Consider the following 22,440-nt stretch of genomic DNA (forward strand, 5'->3'; position numbering starts at 1 on the left):
CCCTTGGGGCAGATTGTCTCCGCCGGCGATCTTTTGCCATCTGCTCCATTCCCCCGTGGCTCACGGGTGGACCGCTCGGCGCTCGGCCTCCGTTAACAGCTTGGTTCTCGTGGAGAAATTTTGGTGCCGCTTGCGTGACTCGAACACGCGACCCCATCATTACGAATGATGTGCTCTACCAACTGAGCTAAAGCGGCCCGGGAAGCGTCAGGCTTCCAGAATGGGCTGGGTGATAGACTCAACTGCTCGCTAATTCAAGATGGGCAGCGGTGAATTCCGGCCTCGCTGGCGGCAATTCCGATCTACGGCTACCGCGCGACGGGCGCTGGACGCGGCCACGGTGGCGCGCGGGCCGGCCGTCCTTTGTGCCCGGCTGGCTGGCGCGGCCGTGCGAGCGGTGACGAAAAATGTTGATTCTTCAACAAAAGATGCCGAAATGGCTTTGGCCGGCAAGGCAGCCGCTCGCCGTTGATTGATTGGCCGCCCGCGGCTAACGATCAGACAACCGGGAGCGAACGCGCAGAGGGAGCTCGCTTGGACCCCATCGAGAAAGCGATCCGCAATGCCTTCGAGAAAGGCAATGCCGAGGACCGGGCGTTCCGCGAGAAGGTCTATCGATCGGCTTTTGCCGCGCTCGACCGCGTCCTCCAGGCCAATCCGAACGTCACCGTCGAGGCCGCAATCAGCCGCCGCAAGGCGGTGCAGGCCAAGATCACCGAGATCGAGTCGGAGTTCCTGCCGGCCGTACCCGACGTGACACTGCCGCCGGAGAGCGTCGCGCCGGCCGGCAATCGCGCCTCCGATCCCCGCGTCGAAGCGCCGGCCGCTTCGGCCGCGCCCTCGGTCGACGCGCCTCGGCCGCCGTCGCAATCAGCGCCCTCGCCCTCGATCACCGTCGACGGCGCGGTGCAGCCCGATGCTTCGGACCAGCCGCGCTCGCGCGTGCTGCCGCGCGTGCCCGACATCATGCCGGACGAGACAGCACTTCCCGATGCGCCTTCGCTCGATGATTCGCCAGGCGCTCCCGTCGGCAACGGCGCGCAGGTCGCGCCCGACCGCGACGAGCGGCGAATCAGGGGCCGGCGCCTGCCGCTGACCGCGATCTTCGTCGTGGCGACGCTGCTCGCGGCCGCCGGCATCGGTCTCTATTTCGCCAAGCAGAACGGGGTCTTCAAGACAGCGGCCGAGCTCGACACCGGTCCGCCGGAACCGGCGCCGACGCTGGACGACGAGGATTCTTCGCCGCCGGCCGAGCCAGGCTCGCCGCAGAAGCCGGGCGAGGCGGATCAGTCGAAGAACTGGATCAACGTCTTCTCGCCCGCCGACCCGACCCGTGTCAGCACGCCGTCAGATGCCAATGCGGAAGTGATGAAGGACGACACAGGGCAGTTCCTGCGCATCCGCTCCGGCGCGTCGGGTTCGGCCATTGCCTTCGATGTCGGTCAGGGCGTGCTGGAGAAGCTTGCCGGCAAGCATGCCATGTTCGATATCGTCGCCCGCTCGGAAGAGGGCAAGGAGACCCAAATCTCGGTCGATTGCAATTTTGGCGATTTCGGCGATTGCGGCCGCAAGCGCTACGCCGTCGGCCATGAGCGCAACGAATATCTGTTCGACGTGCAGTTCCCTGACAAGCATCCGGGCGCAGCCGGCACCATCGCGGTCAATTCCGACTTCGACCAGAAGGGCAAGTCGGTCGATATTTACGAGATACGCGTCTCGATCGCCCAGTGATCACGTACCTGTCGACGCTGGCGAAGCGCCGGGCGGGGTGACAGCGCCGACCTTGAATATTGCCAGCTGTCAGTCCAACAAAGCCTGCAGCGTCTCGATGCGGTCGGCCTCGGCCGCCGGCTTGTCCCAGCGCAGCCGCGAGATGCGGGGAAAGCGCATCGCCACGCCCGATTTGTGGCGCGTCGAGCGGTTGAGGCCTTCGAACGCCACCTCCAGCACAAGGCCGTTCCTGCGGTCGGCGCGCACCGAACGCACAGGCCCGAAACGCTCGATCGTGTTGTCGCGCACATATTTGTCGATCTCTTTCAGCTCCTCGTCGGTGAAGCCGAAATAGGCCTTGCCGACCGGCACCAGCTCTTCCGAACCCTCCGGGCCTGACCAGACGCCGAACGTGTAGTCGGAATAGAAGCTCGAGCGCTTGCCGTGGCCGCGCTGCGCATACATCAACACCGCGTCGATAGTGTGCGGGTCGCGCTTCCACTTGAACCACGGGCCCTTCGGCCGGCCGGCGAGATAGGGCGAATCCCAGCGCTTCAGCATCACCCCTTCGATGATCGGATGCGGCGGTGCCTGGCGCAGCCGCTCCAGCGTCTCCCAGTCGGAGAACTCGACAAAGGGCGAAAGGTCGAAGCGGCCGGGATCGAGCGTCCTGACGAAAGCTTCGAGCCGCTTGCGGCGCTCTGTGAAGGGCAGCGCGCGCAGATCCTCGCCGTCGATCTGCAGCGCGTCGTAGCAGCGCATGAAGGCCGGGTATTGCTGCTGGATCTTTGGCGACACGCTCTTGCGGTTCAGCCGCTGCTGCAGGTCGGAAAAGGTTCCGGTCGCCTCGCGCGGGTCGCCGACCAAAAGCTCGCCGTCGAGCGCCGCTTCGAAATTCATTGCCGCGGCAAGGTCCGGGAAGGCGCCGGACACGTCGTCGCCGGTGCGCGAATAGAGGCGGCGGACGCCGCCTTCGCATACCGCCTGCACGCGGATACCGTCCCACTTCCATTCCGCCGCATAGTCGGTCGGCTCGAGCTTTTCCAGGTCGTTGTCATCGACGGCGTTGGAGAGCATCACCGGCCGGAACAGCGCAAGCGCAGCACTCCTCGGCTTTTCCGCCCGGCCCTCCAGCCAGGCGAACAGCGCGGTATAAGGCGGCGTCAGCCCATGCCAGAGTTCCTCGATCTCGGCGACATCGACCTGGCCGAGATCGGCCAGCGCCTGCTTGGCGAGCCGCGCCGACACGCCGATGCGCAAACCGCCGGTCACCAGCTTGATGATGGCGAAGCGCGCCGAGATGCTGGCGTCGTCGAGCAGCCGCGCCAGCACCCTCGGCCCGTCTGAGCGGCTTGCCGCCTGCAGCCTGCCGACCACCTCCGCAAGCGTCGGCACGTGATCGGGGATGTGCCCTTGCGGTTGCGGCCAGACCAGCGACACGGTCTCGGCGAGGTCGCCGACATAGTCATAGGAATAGCCGAACAGCACCGGGTCCATGCGCTCGACCACCAGCGCGCGCAGCATCGCCGGCTTCACCGCCGCGATGTTGAGATCGCCGGTGATCGCCGCCAGCGCCAACCCGCGGTCGGGATCCTCGACACTGCGGAAATAGTCGGTCAGCAGGGTCAGCTTGCCGTTGCGCGACGGCGTCAGCACGAGACGGTCGAGGAGCTCGGCGAAGCGGTTCATCGGCACGCACGCCACGCAAATCGGCGAGGTTTGCGTTCCTTCGCGCCCCCCTCTGTCCTGCCGGACATCTCACCCACAAGGGGGGAGATTGGCGGTTTCAGCCCTGGGGCTTCCCCTGCAGCACTGGAGACTGGCGAAAGCCGGCGCGACGTCTGATCTCCCCCCAAGTGGGGGAGATGGCCGGCAGGCCAGAGGGGGGCGCCGTAGAGCGCTGCGACGGCGCTTGGCGAACTATGATCCATCAATCGCCCTCGTCCTCATAGCCAACGAGATGCAGCGGCCTCGCCGCGATGCCCTCCAGTTCGCACCAGCGCACCAGCGCTTCCTCGCGGCCATGCGTGACCCAGATTTCCTCCGCGCCGGTTTCCTTGATGGTGATGATCAGCTCGTCCCAATCGGCGTGGTCGGAAATGATCAGCGGCAGCTCGACGCCGCCTTGCTTGGCGCGCTGGCGAATGCGCATCCATCCCGAGGCGAAGCAGGAGATCGGGTCGGGGAAACGCCGCGCCCAGCGATCGGCGAAGGCGGATGGTGGGCCGACGACGATGGCGCCGGCGAAATCGGCCTTGCTGCCGCTCTCGACCGTCGCCGGCTCCAACTGGCCGAGATCGATGCCCTGGTTTTGATAATATTCGCTGAGCTTCGCCAGCGCGCCATGGATGTAGATCGGCCTGTCGTAGCCGGCATCGCGCAGCAGCCGCATCACGCGCTGCGCCTTGCCGAGCGCGTAGGCGCCGATCAGGTGCGAGCGTTCGGGAAACTGCGCCGCCGATTTGAGCACGCGCGCGATCTCCTCATGGTCCGGCGGATGGCGGAACACCGGCAGGCCGAAGGTCGCTTCGGTGATGAAGACATCGCACGGGATGGGTTCGAACGGCAGGCAGGTGGCGTCCTTCTGCCGCTTGTAGTCGCCGGAGGCGACGATACGCATGCCTCCATGCTCGACGCAGATCTGCGCCGAGCCAAGCACATGTCCGGCCGGATGGAAGGTGACGGCGACGCCGTTGATATCGAGTGTTTCGCCGAGCGCGGCCGCCTGCGTCGTGCCGGCGAAATGCTCGCCACAACGCAGCCCCATGATGTCGAGCGTCTCTTGGGTGGCCAGCACCGAGCGGTGGCCGGAGCGCGCATGGTCGGAATGGCCGTGCGTGATCAGCGCGTGGCCGACCGGCCGCACCGGGTCGATGAAGAAATCGCCGGGCGGGCAGTAGAGGCCCTCCGGCCGCGGTTTGAGCAGGTCGCTGGCGCGCATGGCTTTGAACATAGTGGCTAAATTGGCCGCGGGAAGCCTGTTGCAAGAGACTGCTGACTCGTCCTAAACCCCGCCGGCCAGCCTCGCCGGTGGGATCCCTTACGCATGAAACCGCTCCAGGCCCCGTCGGGCGATTTGAATGCCGACCGTCGCGCCGATTTCGCCGAGATGCTGCTCGTCTCGGGCGAGCCCGCGCAGGCAGCCGAGCTTCTGCTCGGCGCGCTGGAGCTCGCGCCGCGCTGGGCCGCGGGCTGGTTTCGCCTCGGCGAGATGCAGGAGGCGGCCGGCCTGCTCGATCAGGCGGCGCAAGCCTGGGCCATGGCGCTGAAGCTGGAGCCCGCGGACCGCCTTGGCGCCACGCTGAAGCTTCAACTGATCGGCAAGGCGCCTGCCGCCGCTGCGCCGCCCAGCGCCTTTGTCGAGACTTTGTTCGATCACTATGCCGACAGTTTCGAGGACTCGCTTGTCAGGAAGCTCGGCTATGGGCTGCCGGATTTTCTCTGGCGCGCCATAAGCAAGGCACGGCCCGGCCGGTTTCGACTGGCCCTTGACCTCGGCTGCGGTACCGGGCTGATGGGCGAAAGGCTGCGCCCTTTCGTCGACCGGCTGGAGGGCTGCGACATCTCGGCTGGCATGCTGGGGAAGGCGAAAGCCAAGGGCATCTACGACCGGCTGACCAAGGCCGACCTTCAGCATTTCTCCTATACCGGCGACAGGGCCGACCTCGTGGTCGCGGCCGACGTGTTCATCTATCTGGGCGCGCTTGACCGAATCGTCGGCGCCGTTGCCGGTATGCTCGCCGAGGACGGCCTGTTTGCCTTTTCGCTCGAGACGCTTGCCGACGACGGCGATTTCGCCCTTTCGCCGTCGCGGCGTTATGGCCACTCCGAGGGCTATGCGCGGCGATTGCTCGCGGCCAACGGCCTTGCGGTCCTGTCGCTGGAGAGCATGATTGTCCGGCACGACCGGCGCGATCCGGTCGAAGGCTTGGCCATCGTGGCTGGCTTCCCCGCTGCATCTGCCGAGGTGGGGAAGCCGGCACCCGTGTGATCGGGACCTTGCTGTGAAAAAGCCTGAATGGCATGGTCCGGGTGGCGCGGGGCAGACATCACTGGGAGAAATCCATGCGCTGGACCATGGTTGTGTTGGCATCTTGCCTGACGGTCACCGGCTGTGTCGGCGGCACGTCGATGGCCGAGCGACAGGACGAGGACGTCCAATCCTCATTGCAATATGACGATGTGCCTTGCGACCAATTGCTGGCGCAGCGCAATCAACTGGCGCGGCAAAACAATCTGCCCGTCACCGCCAAGCCGAGCTTCTCCAATCCGGCGATGGGCTTCGGCCCGTTCATTCCTGACACGCGCTCCAAGGCGCAGCGCGACAGCAACAAGGCAAGCGGCGAGATCGACGCCATGAACCGCTCGATCGAGCGCCGCGACTGTGGCAAGCCGAAGAAGAAGGAGACGTTCGGGCTCCCCGGCTCGAAGCCATCCTGAGCAGGCTTTTTGCCGCGCTTCTCTTGACGCAATTGCGGACGAGATCATTGCGGAGCAGCCAAACGGCAACCTTCAAAATCCCCGTGTCGGGGAACTAATACCCCGCCTCTCGGTCGACCAGGTTCTCGAGCTTCTCGCCGCGCTCGTAAGCTGCCATCTGGCGCAGCATGATGGGCACCAGGTGAGTCGGATCCGACGTCGCCGCCGCATGCGGCGTGACGAACACTTTCGGATGGCTCCACAGCGGGCTGGTCTTCGGCAGCGGCTCGACTTCGAACACGTCGAGGCTCGCTTCCTTCAGCGTGCCGTCGTCCAGCGCGCGCAAAATGTCGGCATCCTTCTGCAGGCGGCCGCGCCCGGCATTGATCAGCACGGCGCCGCCGAGGCCGTTGCGCCGGCGCAGTTCCTTGAGCAGCCCGTAATTGACGATGCCTTGGGTCTGCGGCGTCAGCGGCAAGAGCACGACCAGGATATCGGTGGCGTTAAGGAACGGGATCAGCCCCGCCTCGCCGGCATAGGTCGAAACACCCTTCATCGGCCGCTCGCTGCGCGACCATCCGTTGACGGCGAAGCCGAGCGACAACAACGCCGAAGCCGCGGCGCGGCCGAGACTGCCAAGCCCCATGATGCCGACGGAGACGTCGCCGGCCACCCGTTGTGGCGGCTCGTGCCAAATCTTCTTCTGCTGCTGGGCCCGGTAAAGCGAGGCCTGGCGATGGTGGTCGAGCACGCGCCAGACGACATATTCGACCATGTGCTGGGTAAGATTGTCGGCGACGACCTTGACGATCGGCACGTCGGGCAGGCCGGGATCGGCAAAGACGTGGTCGACGCCGGCGCCGATCGAGAAGATGGCGCGCAGATTGGGCAGCGATTTGAGAAGGTTTGGCTTCTGCTTCCACACCACCGCATAGGTGATCGACGGATCGTCGGCGCCGTTCGGCTCCAGCACGACCTCGCGCTCGGCCGAGAGCAACTCGTGCCAGCGCTGCGGGTGGATGCCCGTGAGGGCAAGGAGGATTTTGCCTTTTTCCATTCTCGGATTTTTTCTTCCCTGTTTCGCCAGTGCGGGCCGGTTACTCGCTGACCACGCCGGTCGGTGCGGTCTCGATCTTGAAGGCCGCCGCCATCAGCGCCCGCGTATAGTCGGTTTGCGGGCTGCTGAAAATCTGCTCGGAAGGTCCCGCCTCGACGATCTGGCCATTGCGCATGACGATGACGTCGTTGGCAAGGGCGCGGACGACCTTGAGGTCGTGGCTGATGAAGAGATAAGCGAGGTTGTGCTTGGCCTGCAGGCTGCGCAAAAGATCGACCACCTGCGCCTGCACGCTCATGTCGAGCGCCGAGGTCGGCTCGTCGAGCATGACGAAGCGCGGGTTGAGCACCATGGCGCGGGCAATGGCGACGCGCTGGCGCTGGCCGCCGGAAAACTCGTGCGGGTAGCGGTGGCGCGTTTCGGGATCGAGGCCGACCTCCTTCAGCACGGCGACCACCTTGTCGTCGCGCTGGTCGGCCGAGAGCTTCGGTTCGTGGATCTTCAGCCCTTCCTCGATGATCTCGGAGACCGAGAGACGCGGGCTGAGCGATCCGAACGGATCCTGGAAGACGATCTGTAATTCGCGTCGCAGCGGCCGCATGGCGCCGAAGGAGAGCTGGTTGATGTCGCGTCCGTTGAAATTGATCGTGCCGGTCGAGGAGATCATCCGCGCGAGCGCCAGGCCCAACGTCGTCTTGCCCGAGCCGGATTCGCCGACCACGCCCAGCGTCTGGCCGGCCCGCACCGTGACGTCGATGCCGTCCACGGCCTTCACATAGTCGACGGTCTTGCGGAAGAAGCCCTTCTTGATGGGGAACCAGACCTTGATGTCCTTGCCCGTCATGACGGATTTGGCGCCCGGGTTGGCTGCGGGCGGCTTGCCCTTCGGCTCGGCGGCCAGCAGATGCTTGGTGTAGTCGTGCTGCGGGTTGGTAAAGATTTCCCTGGTGGGGCCGCTCTCGACGATCTTGCCCTTGGTCATGACACAGACGCGGTCGGCAATCCTGCGCACGATGCCGAGATCATGCGTGATGAACAGGAGCGACATGCCCTTGCGGGCTTTCAACTTGGCCAGCAGCTCCAGGATCTGCGCCTGCACGGTGACGTCGAGCGCCGTCGTCGGCTCGTCGGCGATCAAAAGCTCCGGCTCGTTGGCCAAGGCCATGGCGATCATGACGCGCTGGCGCTGGCCGCCGGAGAGCTGATGCGGATAGGCGTCGAGGCGCTTTTGCGGATCCCGGATGCCGACCTCGGTGAGCAGCTCCAGCGTCCGCGCGCGCGCCGGTGCGTCGCGCAGGCCCTGATGCAGTTGCAGCACCTCGACGATCTGCTGCTCGATCGTGTGCAGCGGGTTGAGCGAGGTCATCGGCTCCTGGAAGATCATGGTGATCTTGTTGCCGCGCACGCCGCGCAACGCCTTCTCGTTCATGGCGAGCAGGTCGGCGCCGCCGAACAGGATCCTGCCCGAGGGGTGGCTGGCGGCGGGATAGGGCAGGAGCTTCAGCACCGACAGCGCCGAGACCGATTTGCCCGAGCCGGATTCGCCCACCAGGGCTAGCGTCTCGCCTTTGGCGATGTCGAATGAGATATGATCGACGGCGATCGATTGCTTGCCGCCTTGCGCGAAGGCGACGCTCAGATCTTCGACTGACAGCAGGGCTTTGCTCATTTGAACGTCTTGCGCGGATCGAAGGCGTCGCGCGTCGCCTCGCCGATGAAGACCAGCAGGGACAGCATCAGCGAAATCACGATGAAGCCGGAAATGCCGAGCCAGGGGGCGTTGAGATTGCGCTGCGCCTGCTTCAGCAGCTCGCCGAGCGAGGCCGAGCCGGGCGGCAGGCCGAAGCCGAGATAGTCGAGCGAGGTCAGCGTCGAGATCGAGCCACTGAGCAGGAAGGGCAGGAAGGTCAGCGTCGCCACCATGGCGTTCGGCAACAGATGCCGGAACATGATGGTGAGGTTTGGCACGCCGAGCGCCCGCGCCGCGTTGACATATTCGAAGTTGCGGGCGCGCAGGAATTCGGCCCGCACCACGCCGACCAGCGCCACCCAGGAGAATAGCAGCATCAGGCCGAGCAGGATGAAGAAGCCGGGCGGCAGGATGGCCGAGATGATGAGCAGCAGATAGAGCACCGGGATCGCCGACCAGATCTCGATGAAGCGCTGGAAGAGAAGGTCGGTCCAGCCGCCGAAATAGCCTTGCACCGCGCCGGCCGCGACGCCGATCAGCGAGGAGCCAAGCGTCAGGATCAGGCCGAACAGAACCGAGATCCGGAAGCCGTAGAGCACGCGCGCCAGCACGTCGCGGGCTTGGTCGTCCGTGCCCAGCCAGTTCCAGTTGCCGACGGTGCAGTTCTCGTCGGCCTCGCCTTTCGGATACTGGCTGCAGCGCTTCGTCTTGTCGTAAAGCCAGGACGGCTTTGCCGGCGCCGGTTCCGGAATGGCGTTGTTGACCGTCTGATAGGAGTAGCGGACCGGCGGCCAGATCATCCAGCCATTGGAGTTGATCTCGTCCTGGATCACCGGATCGCGATAGTCGGTGACGGCATAGAAACCGCCGAACTTCTCTTCCGGATAGGCGACCAGGACCGGAAACAGGATCTCGCCCTTGTAGGAGGCGATGATCGGCTTGTCGTTGGCGATCAGCTCGGAAAACAGCGACAGCACGAACAGGAACAGGAAGATCCAGAGCGACCAGTAGCCCCGCCGGTTGGCTTTGAAATTCTGCAACCGCCTCTGGTTGAGCGGCGACAGAAATGGCCTGCGGGGCCGCACCGGGGCGCTTTCGATCGCGGCCTCGGCCATCAGATGTCTCTCCGCTCGAAGTCGATGCGCGGATCGACCCAGGTGTAGATCAGGTCGGACAGAAGGCCGACGAACAGGCCGAGCAGCGAGAAGATGTAGAGGGTGGCGAACACCACCGGATAGTCGCGGTCGATCACCGACTTAAAGCCGAGCAGGCCGAGGCCGTCGAGCGAGAAGATGTTCTCGATCAGCAGCGAGCCGGTGAAGAAGGCCGAGATGAAGGCGCCTGGAAAACCGGCGATGACGATCAGCATGGCGTTGCGGAAGACGTGGCCGTAGAGCACCTTGCGCTCCGACAGGCCCTTGGCGCGTGCCGTCACGACATATTGCTTGCGGATTTCCTCAAGGAAGGAGTTCTTGGTGAGCAGGGTGGTCGTCGCGAAAGCCGAGAGCACGAGCGCCGTCAGCGGCAATGTCATGTGCCAGACATAGTCGGCGATCTTTGCGGGCCAGGAGAGCTGATCCCAATTGTCCGACACGATGCCGCGCAAGGGGAACCAGTCCCAGAACGAACCGCCCGCGAACAGCACCATGAGCATGATGCCGAACAGGAAGCCGGGAATGGCATAGCCGACGATGACGACGCCGCTTGTCCATACGTCGAAGGTCGAGCCGTCCTTCACCGCCTTGCGGATGCCGAGCGGGATCGAGATCAGGTAGGACAACAGCGTGATCCACAGGCCGATGGAGATGGAGACCGGCATCTTCTCCAGGATCAGGTTCAGCACCGAGATATCGCGGAAATAGCTGTCACCGAAATCGAAGCGGATATAATTCCAAAGCATCATGCCGAAGCGCTCGAGCGGCGGCTTGTCGAAGCCGAACTGCTTCTCCAGCTTCTTGATGAATTCGGGATCGAGCCCCTGAGCCCCGCGATATTTCGAGCTGACATCGCCGGCAACGTCGAAATTGCCGCCGCCGCCGGCGTCGCCGCCACCGCTGCCGAGGCGATCGTTGCCGCCCTGGTTGGTCAGCCGGGCAATCACCTGCTCGACCGGGCCGCCTGGCGCGAACTGGATGACCGCGAAGGAGATCGCCATGATGCCGAACAGCGTCGGGATCATCAGAAGAATGCGGCGCAGGATATAGGCGCCCATCAGGCGGCGGGCCCCGTGCGAACAGTGAAGTCAGGCTTTGCCAATCTTTGCCGCCTTGCCCTTGTCGACCCACCACAGCGCCTCGACCGGAAAGCCGAAATCGGGTTTCTGTTCGGGGAAGCCGAACATGTCCCAATAGGCGCTTCGGTGATTCGCCAGATACCAACTTGGAATCCAATCGCGCCGCGCGCGCAAGGCCCGGTCCAACGCGCGCATGGCGGTGGTCAGCGTTTCACGGTCCTTGGCGGCGCCGACGGCATCGATCAGCGCATCGATCGCCGGGCTTGCGATGCCCGACAGGTTGCGTGAGCCTGACACTGCGGCGCTGCGCGAGTGGAAGAAGATTTCCAGATCGTCGCGGGTCGGCGTGGCGCTGAAATTGAAGGCGGCCGACAGAAGGTCGAAATCGAATGTCGATTGCCTGAGCTGGTACTGCGCTGAGTCCACCAGGCGGATCGAGGCATCGATGCCGATGGCCTTCATGTTGGCGACCCAGGGCGAATAGACTTGCACGAAGGTCTCGTCGTCGACCAGGAACTCGGCGGCCAGCCGCCCGCCCTTGCCGTTGAGCACGAAATCGCCGGAGCGTTTCCAGCCGGCCTCGGCGAGCAGCTTCAGCGCCGCGCTCAGTTGCTTGCGGTCACGCCCGGACCCGTCCGATGGAGGTTGCGTCACCGCCTCGCCAAAGGTCTCCGGCGGCAACTGGTCGCGCAGCGGCTCAAGCAGTGCCAGCTCCTGCGGCGTTGGCATGCCCGAGGCCCGGAAGTCGGATTTCTCGAAGCAGGATTGCGAGCGCTCATAGGAGCCATAGAAGAAATTGCGCCGCGTCCATTCGAAATCGAAGCAGAGCGCGATCGCCTGCCGCACGCGCGGATCCTTGAATTGCTCCCGCCGCTGGTTGACCGCGGTGGCCTGCATGGAAGGCGTGGTTTCGGCGCGGAATTCATGCTTGACCACCTTGCCGGCCGTGAAGGCGGGAAAGTCGTAGGCCGTCGCCCAGACGCGCGAGGTGAACTCCTCGCGGTAAAGGATCTCGCCCTTCTTGAAGGCCTCGAAGCCGGCCGTGCGATCCTGGTAGAATTCGATACGGATACGCCCGAAATTGTTCTGGCCGCGGTTGACCGGCAGGTCATTGCCCCAATAGTCGGGCACGCGCTCATATTCGATCCAGGCGCCCGCCGACCAGCGCCCGACCTTATAGGCGCTTGAGCCGAGCGGCGGATTGAGCTGCGAGGAATCGAACGGGTTGGCCGTAAAGAAGGCCTTCGAAAGGATCGGGAACCCGACCACATTGAGGATGGTGCGGGCCGACTGCTTGCCGGAGAACTTGAGCTCGACAGTGTGGGTGTCCTTCGCCGCCGCGTCATCCAGATGCGTCAGCGACAGCGCGTAGTCCGGATGCCCTTTGTCCTTCAACAGCTTGAAAGTGAAGGCGACATCGTCGGCTGTCAGCGGCGTGCCGTCATGGAAGCGCGCCTGCGGGCGCAGCGAGAAGGTGAAGCTGTTGCGGTTATCCGAGATCGTGACGCTCTCGGCGATCAGCCCATAGACTGCGTCCGGTTCATCGAGCGCCCGCACCATCAGGGAATCGAAGCACATTTCCATGCGCTGCGGGGAATCGCCCTTGGGGACGAACGAATTCAGCGTGTTGAAGGTCTGCGGGCTCTGGTTGGCGCCCCAGTTGGGCGGGGAGAAGTTGAAGGTGCCACCTTGCGGCGCATCGACATCGACATAGTCGAAATGCGTGAAGTCGGGCTTATACTTCAGGTCGCCGAAGGCCGACAGGCCGTGCAGCTTGACGCCGGTCGGGGTCTCGGCAAAGGCCCGGCCAGGCAGCAGCGCCACGGCAGCGGCTGCGGCCCCGAGCGCCAGGAAGTCGCGGCGAGGAAGCAAAGTCCGCCGCCCCATCAATTGACGCCTTTGTACTTGGCGGCCAGCGCCTTTTCCTTCCCGGGATCGATCCACCAGGAATCGATATCGGCGCCCCGGTAGGTGGGCTGCTTCTCAGGCATGTCGAACTTATTCCAATAGGCCAGCCAGATCACCGCGCGATAGTATTGCGGAACGACGTAGTAGTTCCAGAGAAGGACACGGTCGAGCGCATGAGTGGCGGCGACAAGGTCGTCCCGGTCGGTGGCAAAGATGATGCGATCCACGAGGGCATCGACGACTGGATTCTTTATCCCGGAATAATTGCGTGATCCGGGCGAATCGGCAGCCTTCGAACTCCAGAAATCACGTTGCTCGTTGCCGGGAGATTCCGACTGCTGCAACTGGCTGGTGATGACGTCGTAATCGAAATTGTTGACGCGGTTTATGTACTGGGTCTGGTCAATGATCCGCAGCGTTGCATCGACGCCGATCTTGCGCAGATTGGCTATCCAGGGGCTGGCGATGACCTGATCGGTGTCGTTCCAGCCGAGGATCTCGAATTTGAACAGCGCGCCGGTCTTGGCGTTCACCATCTTGCCGCCTTTGATGATCCAGCCCGCCTGGGCGAAGAGATCGACCGCCTGCTTCAGGTATTTCCGTTCCGCCTGCGGCGAGTCGTAGACCGGGAGCTTGAATTCCTGGGTGAACAATTCGGGCGGCAGCTTGTCCCGGTATTTTTCCAGGATTTCGAGCTCCTTGCCCTGCGGCAGCCCGCTCGACGCCAGTTCGGTCCCCTGGAAATAGCTATGGGTTCGCGTGTTCGAATTATAGAACAGCGTGCGGTTCATCGTTTCGAAATCGAACGGAAGCGTCAGAGCCTCGCGCACGAGGCGGTCTTGCAAGAGCGGCCGTCTCTGATTGAGTACGAAGGCCTGCATGGGTTCCGGTGAGGTGGTCTTGAACACCTGCTTGATCACGTCACCGGCGCTCACCGCCGGAAAATTGTACGCCGTATTCCATCGCCTCGAGCTGTTCTCCGGCTTGATGTCGTCCAGCCCGCCTTTGGTGAAGGCCTGCCAGGCGGCATTGTCGTCGAGGATATAGGTGAAGCGCTGGATATCGAAATTCTCGCGGCCGATCTTCACCGGCAGCTTGGCGCCCCAATAGTCGGGCACGCGCTGCCAGACGATTTCCGAGCCCGGCTTGAAGCTGGCGATCTTGTAGGCGGCGGAGCCCAGCGGCGGCTCGAGCGTCGGCCTGGTGATGTCGCGCTTCTTGCCGCTGGCGTCCGTGCCTTCCCACCAGTGCTTCGGCAAGACGACGAGATCGCCGAGGATCTTGGGCAACTCGCGGTTGCCCTTCTGGTTGAAGTGGAATTCGACCTCCCGATCGGAGATTGCCACCGCATTGGTGACGTTCTCGAAATAACGGTTGTATTGTGGGCTGTTGGCCTTGAGCACCTGGAACGACCAGATCACGTCGTCGACGGTGATCGGCTGGCCGTCATGCCATTTCGCCCGCGGATCGAGCCGGTAGGTCGCGGACGAATAGTCGGAAGGATATTTGTAGGCATCGGCGACCAGCGGGTGGCTGACGCTGCCCTCGTCGGTCGCCTGGTCCATCAACGTGTCGTAAAGCAGCCCGCCGCCGAAACCGGCCAGCCCCGCGGCCGGCGATCCCTGCACAATATAGGGGTTGAAGCTGTCGAACGTGCCGGTGACCACGGAGTTGTAGGTGCCGCCCTTCGGCGCATCCGGATTGACGTAGTCGTAATGCTGGAAATTCTCGCCGTATTTTGAAGGTCCGATCAGCGACGATGTCGTGCGCCATTCGTCGGCAAGGCCGGCCTGCAGGCTGGCGGCCAAGGCAAGTGCGAATGCCGATGCGAAAAGCGTGCGGAAACGGCCAACCTTCATGCGTTCTCCTCGTCGCGAGCCCGGAGCGCTCGCCGTTTCACAGAAACGACGGCCGCCCTATCGCCTAGCTTCAATGCAATTCCGGGCGGAAACCCGGTTCCCGCTGACCTGGAACTGCTCTGACCACCCGCAATCTAGATCATTTGACGCCGGTGGAAACCGCAACGGCCGCCTTTGTCGCCTCCCATGCAGCTTTCCTAACAGAAAAGCCGGGACGAACCCGGCTTTTCCAAGGAAGTCTCTGCGACAAATTGTTTATTGGGCGGGCGCAGCCGGCTTGGCCGGAGCGGTTCCCTCGGCCGGCTTGGCCGCACCGTCAGCCGGCTTGGCGGCGCCGTCCGCCGGCTTGGTCGCATCGGTGGGCTTGGAAGCGTCGGCCGCGGCACCCGGCTGCGGCAGCGGCTTCGGATTGTCCGACAGCGTGCGCAGGTAGGCGATCACATTGGCGCGGTCTTCTTCCTTCGGCAGGCCGGCGAAGCCCATCGCGGTGCCCTTCACGAACTTCTTCGGGGAAGTGATGAAGTGGTTGAGGTTCTCGTAGGTCCAATGCTCCTGGCCACCCTTGGAGAAATCCTTCATGCCGGCCGAATAGGCGAAGCCCTCGTGCTCGGCGACGGGGCGGTCGACGACGTCCCACAGATCCGGACCGACCTTGTTCGGGCCGCCCTTTTCGCCGGAATGGCAGGCCTGGCACTTCTTGAAGATGGCGGCGCCCGCATCGGCGCTGGCGCTGGCAAGCAGGTCGGCGATCGGCTTTTCAGCCGCGGCAGGCGCGGCCGGACCGCCTTCGGTCGGCTCCTGCGCCTCGATGGCGAAGCCGGGCTTTTCGGGCGCCGGCGAGGCGAACAGCCCGTCCGAGACGAGGCCTATCGAAAAGACGATGAAGCAGGTTCCCAGAAATCCGCCGAGCAGCTTGTTGACTTCGTTGGAATCCATACGCCCCTTGCTCCCTTTTCCGGCGGACCGTCCCGTCCACTCCGTCCGTCGGTATCGCGAACTGCCCTGAAAGGCCAGTCAAATCGGGCGGAAACTAGGTCTTTTGCTCTGGCGTTGCAACACCTATAAGGGCGCTTCCAGTGAGACCTTTTGCCACTTTTCCATCCTCGTTTTTCGACCGCTCAAAAATCCGATGTCGACCTTGATCCTGATCCCCGCCCGCATGGCCTCGACGCGCCTGCCGGGCAAGCCGCTGGCCGACATTGCCGGCGCGCCGATGATCGTCCATGTCGCCCGCCGCGCCGCCGAGGCCGGGCTTGGCCGTGTTGTGGTGGCGACCGACACCGAAGCCGTCGTGCAAGCCGTGCAAGCGCATGGCTTCGAGGCGGTCATGACCCGCGCGGATCACGAATCGGGCTCCGACCGCATTTTCGAGGCGCTGACGGCGCTCGACCCCGAGAAGCGGGTCGAGACGATCGTCAACGTCCAGGGCGACCTGCCGACCATCGATCCCGAGATCATCGGCGCGTCGCTGCGGCCGTTCGAGGACAAATCGGTCGATATCGCCACGCTCGGCGTTGAGATCGTGCGCGACGAGGAAAAGACCAACCCGAATGTCGTCAAGATCGTCGGCTCGCCGCGATCCGCGACACGGCTGAAGGCGCTCTATTTCACCCGCGCCACCGCGCCCTGGGGCGAGGGGCCGCTCTACCATCACATCGGCCTTTATGCCTATCGCCGTGCGGCGCTGGAGCGTTTCGTGGCGCTCAAGCCGTCGCCGCTCGAGCGGCGCGAGCGGCTGGAGCAGCTACGCGCGCTGGAAGCCGGCATGCGCATCGACGCCGAGATCGTCAAATCGCTGCCGCTCGGCGTCGACACGCCGCACGACCTGGAACGCGCCAGGCAGATCCTTTCAAGCTGAGACCATCCGCATGACTGCAAAGACCAACAGAATCTCCTTCCAGGGCGAGCCCGGCGCCAACTCCGATACCGCCTGCCGCAACATGTTCCCGTCGATGGAGCCCTTGCCGTGCCCGACCTTCGAGGATGCCTTCAACGCGGTCGAGACCGGCAAGGCCGATCTCGCCATGATCCCGATCGAGAACACCATCGCCGGCCGCGTCGCCGACATCCATCACCTCTTGCCGGAATCGAAGCTGCACATCGTCGGCGAATATTTCCTGCCGATCCACTTCCAGCTCATGGTGCTGCCGGGCGTGAAGCGCGAAGAGATCAAGACCGTCCACAGCCACATCCACGCGCTGGGACAGTGCCGCAAATATATCCGCAAGAACGGCTGGAAGCCGGTGATCGCCGGCGACACCGCGGGTTCGGCCAAGATGGTGTCGGAGGTGAAGGACCGCACCATGGCTTCGCTGGCACCGGCTTTGGCCGCGGAGCTCTATGGGCTCGATATCATCGAGAAGAATGTCGAGGACACCGACTCCAACGTCACTCGCTTCGTTGTGCTGACCAGGAACAAGCAATGGGTGGAGCGCCCCGCGCCGGACGCCAAGATGATGACCACCTTCATCTTCCGCGTCCGCAACGTGCCGGCCGCGCTCTACAAGGCGATGGGCGGCTTCGCCACCAACGGCATCAACATGACCAAGCTCGAGAGCTACCAGCTCGGCGCCTTTACCGCGACGCTGTTCTACGCCGATATTGAAGGCCACCCGGACGATCCGCTGGTCAAGCTGGCGCTGGACGAGCTGCGCTTCTTCTCGCGCGAAATGCGCATCCTCGGCGTCTATCCGGCGAGCGCCTCGCGCGAGCAGTGGAAGGTAGCGGATTAAGGCGTGTCCCCCTGTCGGGGCAAAGACATGCACCAAACGATGAGTTGAGGACTATGCTTGGTGGTCCCATGGATTTACCAGCGGTACTCCCATTCCCTCGAAATCGCCAATGTTGCGCGTCACCAGCGTCATCCGCCGGGTGAAGGCCGTGGCCGCGATATAGGCGTCATTGATCGGTTTGGGATTGGGCACATGCCATTGTGCCGCCTGAACGGTGGCTGCCTCGTCCAGCGGCAGGATTCGACCGGAGAATGTTGTGAGAACCGCATTTTCCAACCAATTGCGCAATGCTTTGCCAGCAACGGCATCATGGCGTTCCACCAGTCTTACGCCAATCTCCAGCTCGTGCAGAACCACGGCCGAAATGAAGGTTTCGGCAGGATCGACGGTTTCGTTCCAGAGCACGACATTGGGATGCGCCCCACTGCTCGATACCTTTCGCAATTCGGATACGACATTGGTATCGAGCAACAGCATTAGGAAAGGTCTACCGGCTGGGCGCGTTCCGTGCGAGGCGGCAGCGGCAGGTCAAAGTCACCTGTCCCCGGCTCAGCCAGCATGTCACCGAGCGACCGCGTTTTGCCGGTGAGCCGTTTATATTCATCGAACGACATGAGGACATGCACTGGCCGCCCTCTGTCGGTGATGATCACCGGACCGTTCTTGGCAGCGCGTTTTGCGCGGCCAAGATCCTGATTGAGTTCGCGACCTGAAAGCGTGGTGATCATATCAATTTCACCAAATGTGGTTACGTAACCACACCTAATGCGTTTGAGCAGAAATTGCAAGGTTGGACCAACGGATGGCAAGCCCATAGCAAGTGCGTGATTGGTTGTGCCCCCGTGCTAGGAGTGTGCCGGGCGGCTCACCTTGTTTACCACGGCTGCGCTTAAATTACTGCGCTCAGCGGCACGTAATCTATCTCCAAGAACTTCTCGACCTCCGGTACCCAGCGGTCGCGCACGAAGGCGACGTGGTCGGGGTGCTCGTTGTAGCGCGCGTAGGCCGCCTGGTCGGCGAACTCCATCGAGAAGCCGAACTGATAGTCGTTCTTCGGGCTCACCTGCCGCAACTGCTCGAAATGTCCCACACCCTTGATCCCGGTCAGGATATTCTTCGCGTCATGGAGGAAACGCTTCGTCTCCAGCGAATGCGGCTCGTGCTTCAAGCTGAACACCACGGTATGACGGATCATTCTTGCACTCCTATTCGCCGTCGACCCAGGCGCGGATGAGGTGGTGGGCGATCGCTCCTTTCGGCGGCGTAATCAAGCCGTCGGCGTGCGTCCTGTCCAACATCGTGCGCACCTCGTCGCGGAAGAACCAACGGCAGTCCTCCAACTCGTTGAGGTCGGCCTGGATATCCTCGTTGAGCGGCTCGCCGAAGCAACCGATCATCAGCGAATAGGGGAACGGCCAGGGCTGGCTGGCATGGTAGACGACGCGGCCGAGCCTGATGCCCGCCTCTTCCAGTGTTTCGCGCCGCACCGCCGCCTCGATTGTCTCGCCCGGCTCGATGAAGCCGGCGAGCGCCGAATACATGCCTGGCGCGAAATGCCTGCCGCGCCCCAGCAGGCATTTTTCATGTGTCACCGTCAGCATGATCGCCACCGGGTCGGTGCGCGGAAAGTGGTCGGTGCCGCAAGAAGGGCAATGGCGCCGGTAGCCGCCGGCGCGCATCTCCGAGCGGTTACCGCATTTCGAGCAGAAGGCGTGGCTGGTGTGCCAGGCAAGCAGCGCCGCCCCTTGCGCCAGCGCGCCGGCGGCCGCCTCGTCGATCAGCCCCTGCATATAGACCGAGCGATAATCGATCGGCTTGATCGTCTCGGGCAATTTTTCCGGCTCGACGCCGGCGGGCACCGCCAGCACGGGGCCTTCCTCGGAGAAGCCGAGCAGCACGCCCTGGTCGAGCGAAACCTCGAAGGCCTGGCTTTCATCCGCCTTGAACCACGGATCGAAGGTGCCGTCGTCGAGTTTGAGGTAAAGCCGGCCGGCATGCATCAGCATCAGCCGCGCGGCAGGATCGGCCAGAACCTTCTCGACCGCGTCGTCGGCCCGGTTCTCGGACTGACGGTCGATCCGGTTTCCGGCGAAGCCGACGAATTGGCTCGGCTCGCGCAAGGGCGCGTCAAACAGGCGAAAGCTCATAGGGACTCGGGCGGGCTGGGGGACACAAGGGGTGCTGAATGGACACTGGTCAGCTTATAGCGCCGCCTTGATCGTTTGGGCAAACCGTCTGATGTCGGAGCGTTGGTAGGGCTCGCGCATGCCGTGCCCCCAGACCGGTCCAGGCCAGCCGGGATCGCCCTCGGAGCGGGCGACGACGTGAACATGCAACTGACGCACGATGTTGCCCAGAGCGCCGGTATTAATCTTGGTGCAGCCGGTCACCCGCTTCAGCGCCTGCGCCACCATATTGGTCTCGAAGGTCAGCATCGCCTGGTCGAGCGGCGTCATCTCATGAATTTCCTCGACGCCGGGCCGCTGCGGCACCAGCACCAGCCATGGCCAGCGGCGATCGTTCATCAATCTGAGCTCGCAAAGGCCAAGCCACATAAGCTGCTCGCTGTCCGCCTCCAATCGGGGGTCCAGCGTGAAACCGGCCTCGAGGCCAGGCAGCATGGGCATTTCCTTCACTTTTGTTGTAAGCATTTTCCAAACCCGGAACGCTAGAGCGGCGGCAGGGTGGCTGCAAGCGATTCATTGCCAGCCATCATTGATTTGAAGACTTTCCGCCTTCGATGCGGCTGCGGGTTCCGGCTCGGCCCTTGCATTTCGCTGCCGAATTGCCGATATGGAACTCGGGAGGTTGGTGGTGGACGATCCACTCGCCAACCGGGTCAGGTCCGGAAGGAAGCAGCCCTAACGAGCCCGGAACGGGTCATTGTTCCAGCCTCCCACCTCTTCGCCTTTCTCCCGCGACATTGACGGCGCCAAGCCGTGCGGGCGAGACTATGCGCAGGAATCGGCCGCCTTCCTTCGCGGTACTGGGAGCTTTTGACGGCGAATGAGCGAAGCCGGAAACTTGGGAACGGAAAGCCGGGAGACCGGGAAGGCCGGCGCCTACCGCGTCCTGGCGCGCAAATATCGCCCTTCGAATTTCTCCGAGCTGATCGGCCAGGAGCCGATGGTGCGCACGCTGACCAATGCGTTCGCCACCGGCCGCATCGCCCAGGCCTGGATGCTGACCGGCGTGCGCGGTGTCGGCAAGACGACGACCGCGCGCATCCTCGCGCGGGCGCTGAACTACAAAACGCCGACCGTCGACCGGCCTTCCGTCCACCTTTCGATCCCCGGCGAGCACTGCCAGGCGATCATGGAAGGCCGCCATGTCGACGTCATCGAGATGGACGCCGCCTCCCACACCGGCATCGACGACATCAGGGACATCATCGACCGCGTGCGCTACGCGCCGGTCTCGGCCCGCTATAAAGTCTACATCATCGACGAAGTGCACATGCTCTCCACCCAGGCCTTCAACGGCCTGTTGAAGACGCTGGAAGAGCCGCCGCCGCACGTCAAATTCATCTTCGCCACCACCGAGATCCGCAAGGTGCCGATCACGGTCCTGTCGCGCTGCCAGCGCTTCGACTTGAGGCGCATCGATGCCGGCGCGCTGGTCGGGCATCTGTCCTCGATCGCAGCCAAGGAAGGCATTTCCGTCGACGACGAGGCGCTGGCGATGATTGCGCGGGCCGCCGAAGGCTCGGCGCGCGATTCGCTCTCCATCCTCGACCAGGCGATCGCCCATGGCAGCGGCGCCGTCAGCGCCGACGCGGTGCGCGCCATGCTCGGCCTCGCCGACCGCGCTCGCATCATCGACCTTTTCGAGCATGTCATGAAAGGCGACGTGGCGGCGGCGCTCGCCGAATTCCGCGCGCAATACGACACCGGCGCCGATCCGGCCGCGGTGCTTACCGATCTTGCCGAGTTCAACCACCTCGTCACCCGGCTGCGCTTCGTGCCGGCCGCGGCCGACGATGCCTCGCTCTCCGAGGAGGAGCGCCGGCGCGGCGCCGAATTCGCCGGCAGGCTTTCGGTGCGCGTGCTGTCGCGGACTTGGCAGATGCTGCTCAAGGGCATTCCCGAGGTGCAATCCTCCAATCGCCCGGTCAGCGCCGGCGAAATGGTGCTGATCAGGCTGGCGCATGCCGCCGACCTGCCGACGCTGGACGAGGCGCTGAAATCGCTGGAAGGCGCGGGACCGCTGCCGAATGGCGCGCCGCGCGCCAATGGCGCACCGGCAAATTCGGGCAATGGCGGCGGCGCAAGTGCCGTCGCGCAGGCGCGGATGTCCAGTTCAAATGGCGGCGCCCAGACCATGCGTCTGGTCGAAACGCAGCCCGCGCCCGTCACCTTTTCTCCGGCGCCGGAGCCGGTTGCCGAAACCCCTGTCGTTCCGGTGAAATCGCTAGCCGACATCGTCGCGCTTGCCGACGCCAATCGCGACATGGCCTTCAAGGTGCTGCTCAAACGCTGCGTGCGGCCGGTGCGGATCGAGCCGGGCCGTCTCGATGTCACCTTGACCGACGACGCGCCCAAGATGCTGCTCAACGACCTGACCTCCAAGCTGCGCGCCTGGACCGGCCGTAACTGGCTGGTGTCGCTGTCGAAGGAGGAGGGCGGCCAGACACTGGCCGAGATGGAGACGACGAAGCGCGAGAACGCCTTCTCCGACGCCAAGGCCGATCCGACGGTCGCGGCCATCCTCGCCCGTTTCCCCGGCGCCAAGATCATCGACGTGCGCATTCCGGACGTGCCGGACGTGGAACAGGCCGAGGCGGAAGTGCCTGTCGAGCCCGCGGCCGACGACGACGAAATCTGAAACAACCT

The 22,440-nt window shown here is 63.9% G+C and carries 20 protein-coding genes, 1 tRNA gene and 1 other RNA gene; 7 read left to right on the plus strand and 15 right to left on the minus strand.

Translation table 11 applies throughout. The features are described 5' to 3' along the window. Positions 1-121: 121 nt before the first annotated feature. Positions 122-197: transfer RNA gene (locus FJW06_RS09615), tRNA-Thr, on the minus strand. Positions 198-534: 337 nt separating this feature from the next. On the opposite strand from FJW06_RS09615, the gene FJW06_RS09620 reads away from it, so the two are divergent. Next, positions 535-1,731 carry a hypothetical protein gene (locus tag FJW06_RS09620; RefSeq protein WP_181178195.1) on the plus strand — a complete coding sequence of 399 codons (1,197 nt, stop codon included), beginning with the start codon at positions 535-537 and terminating at the stop codon, positions 1,729-1,731. Between the two features lie 69 nt (positions 1,732-1,800). Here the strand turns inward: FJW06_RS09620 and FJW06_RS09625 are convergent, their stop codons facing one another. Continuing rightward, the gene (locus tag FJW06_RS09625; protein WP_140750945.1) at positions 1,801-3,399 is read right to left on the minus strand and encodes a cisplatin damage response ATP-dependent DNA ligase; all 1,599 of its coding nucleotides are present in this window, start codon (positions 3,397-3,399) and stop codon (positions 1,801-1,803) included. Between the two features lie 241 nt (positions 3,400-3,640). After that, complete coding sequence (locus FJW06_RS09635) at positions 3,641-4,651, minus strand: ligase-associated DNA damage response exonuclease (RefSeq protein WP_140750949.1); 1,011 nt, start codon at positions 4,649-4,651, stop codon at positions 3,641-3,643. A gap of 105 nt (positions 4,652-4,756) precedes the next feature. Between FJW06_RS09635 and FJW06_RS09640 the strand changes: the two genes are divergently transcribed. Further along, on the plus strand, positions 4,757-5,701 hold the full coding sequence (locus tag FJW06_RS09640; RefSeq protein ID WP_140750951.1) for a methyltransferase domain-containing protein: 945 nt from the start codon (positions 4,757-4,759) through the stop codon (positions 5,699-5,701). A gap of 74 nt (positions 5,702-5,775) precedes the next feature. Next, on the plus strand, positions 5,776-6,150 hold the full coding sequence (locus FJW06_RS09645; protein WP_140750953.1) for a hypothetical protein: 375 nt from the start codon (positions 5,776-5,778) through the stop codon (positions 6,148-6,150). A 94-nt stretch (positions 6,151-6,244) separates the two neighbouring features. Here FJW06_RS09645 and FJW06_RS09650 read toward each other — a convergent pair whose 3' ends face one another. The 7 genes from FJW06_RS09650 to FJW06_RS09680 all read right to left on the minus strand — a co-directional run bounded on the left by FJW06_RS09650 (position 6,245) and on the right by FJW06_RS09680 (position 15,812). Continuing rightward, complete coding sequence (locus tag FJW06_RS09650) at positions 6,245-7,186, minus strand: glyoxylate/hydroxypyruvate reductase A (protein WP_140750955.1); 942 nt, start codon at positions 7,184-7,186, stop codon at positions 6,245-6,247. A gap of 40 nt (positions 7,187-7,226) precedes the next feature. Continuing rightward, entirely contained in the window at positions 7,227-8,855 is a 1,629-nt protein-coding gene (locus FJW06_RS09655; RefSeq protein ID WP_140750957.1) for an ABC transporter ATP-binding protein, read from the minus strand. Continuing rightward, positions 8,852-9,991, minus strand: a complete 1,140-nt coding sequence (locus FJW06_RS09660; protein WP_140750959.1) for an ABC transporter permease — start codon at positions 9,989-9,991, stop codon at positions 8,852-8,854. The genes FJW06_RS09655 and FJW06_RS09660 overlap by 4 nt, the downstream gene beginning before the upstream one ends. Further along, positions 9,991-11,088 carry a microcin C ABC transporter permease YejB gene (locus FJW06_RS09665; RefSeq protein ID WP_140750961.1) on the minus strand — a complete coding sequence of 366 codons (1,098 nt, stop codon included), beginning with the start codon at positions 11,086-11,088 and terminating at the stop codon, positions 9,991-9,993. The genes FJW06_RS09660 and FJW06_RS09665 overlap by 1 nt, the downstream gene beginning before the upstream one ends. A gap of 30 nt (positions 11,089-11,118) precedes the next feature. Further along, positions 11,119-12,996 (minus strand): extracellular solute-binding protein, encoded by a 1,878-nt coding sequence (locus FJW06_RS09670; RefSeq protein WP_140750963.1) that lies wholly within the window; start codon positions 12,994-12,996, stop codon positions 11,119-11,121. Next, complete coding sequence (locus FJW06_RS09675; RefSeq protein WP_140750965.1) at positions 12,996-14,876, minus strand: extracellular solute-binding protein; 1,881 nt, start codon at positions 14,874-14,876, stop codon at positions 12,996-12,998. Before FJW06_RS09675 ends, FJW06_RS09670 begins: the two co-directional genes overlap by 1 nt. A gap of 255 nt (positions 14,877-15,131) precedes the next feature. Further along, entirely contained in the window at positions 15,132-15,812 is a 681-nt protein-coding gene (locus FJW06_RS09680) for a cytochrome c family protein (protein ID WP_140750967.1), read from the minus strand. 193 nt (positions 15,813-16,005) lie between these two features. Between FJW06_RS09680 and FJW06_RS09685 the strand changes: the two genes are divergently transcribed. Continuing rightward, on the plus strand, positions 16,006-16,734 hold the full coding sequence (locus tag FJW06_RS09685; protein WP_140750969.1) for a 3-deoxy-manno-octulosonate cytidylyltransferase: 729 nt from the start codon (positions 16,006-16,008) through the stop codon (positions 16,732-16,734). A gap of 10 nt (positions 16,735-16,744) precedes the next feature. Further along, a complete protein-coding gene (locus tag FJW06_RS09690; protein WP_140750971.1) occupies positions 16,745-17,608 on the plus strand; it encodes a prephenate dehydratase in 864 nt (287 codons plus the stop codon). Positions 17,609-17,659: 51 nt separating this feature from the next. On the opposite strand, the gene FJW06_RS09695 is transcribed toward FJW06_RS09690, so the two are convergent. From FJW06_RS09695 to FJW06_RS09715, 5 genes are all read right to left on the minus strand, one after another. Then, complete coding sequence (locus FJW06_RS09695) at positions 17,660-18,085, minus strand: type II toxin-antitoxin system VapC family toxin (RefSeq protein ID WP_140750972.1); 426 nt, start codon at positions 18,083-18,085, stop codon at positions 17,660-17,662. After that, entirely contained in the window at positions 18,085-18,336 is a 252-nt protein-coding gene (locus FJW06_RS09700) for a type II toxin-antitoxin system Phd/YefM family antitoxin (protein ID WP_140750974.1), read from the minus strand. Before FJW06_RS09700 ends, FJW06_RS09695 begins: the two co-directional genes overlap by 1 nt. A gap of 161 nt (positions 18,337-18,497) precedes the next feature. Then, positions 18,498-18,803, minus strand: coding sequence for a Dabb family protein (locus FJW06_RS09705; RefSeq protein ID WP_140750976.1), 306 nt, complete (start codon positions 18,801-18,803; stop codon positions 18,498-18,500). 10 nt (positions 18,804-18,813) lie between these two features. Next, positions 18,814-19,755, minus strand: a complete 942-nt coding sequence (nudC, locus tag FJW06_RS09710; RefSeq protein WP_140750978.1) for an NAD(+) diphosphatase — start codon at positions 19,753-19,755, stop codon at positions 18,814-18,816. Positions 19,756-19,809: 54 nt separating this feature from the next. Beyond that, positions 19,810-20,229 (minus strand): HIT family protein, encoded by a 420-nt coding sequence (locus tag FJW06_RS09715; RefSeq protein ID WP_140750980.1) that lies wholly within the window; start codon positions 20,227-20,229, stop codon positions 19,810-19,812. 182 nt (positions 20,230-20,411) lie between these two features. Between FJW06_RS09715 and ffs the strand changes: the two genes are divergently transcribed. After that, an RNA gene (gene ffs / locus FJW06_RS09720) (signal recognition particle sRNA small type) lies at positions 20,412-20,508 on the plus strand. A gap of 106 nt (positions 20,509-20,614) precedes the next feature. Then, positions 20,615-22,432 (plus strand): DNA polymerase III subunit gamma/tau, encoded by a 1,818-nt coding sequence (locus FJW06_RS09725; protein ID WP_140750982.1) that lies wholly within the window; start codon positions 20,615-20,617, stop codon positions 22,430-22,432. The last annotated feature ends 8 nt before the right edge of the window (positions 22,433-22,440 follow it).

This window comes from Mesorhizobium sp. B4-1-3, from assembly GCF_006439355.1.
GTDB lineage: Bacteria > Pseudomonadota > Alphaproteobacteria > Rhizobiales > Rhizobiaceae > Mesorhizobium.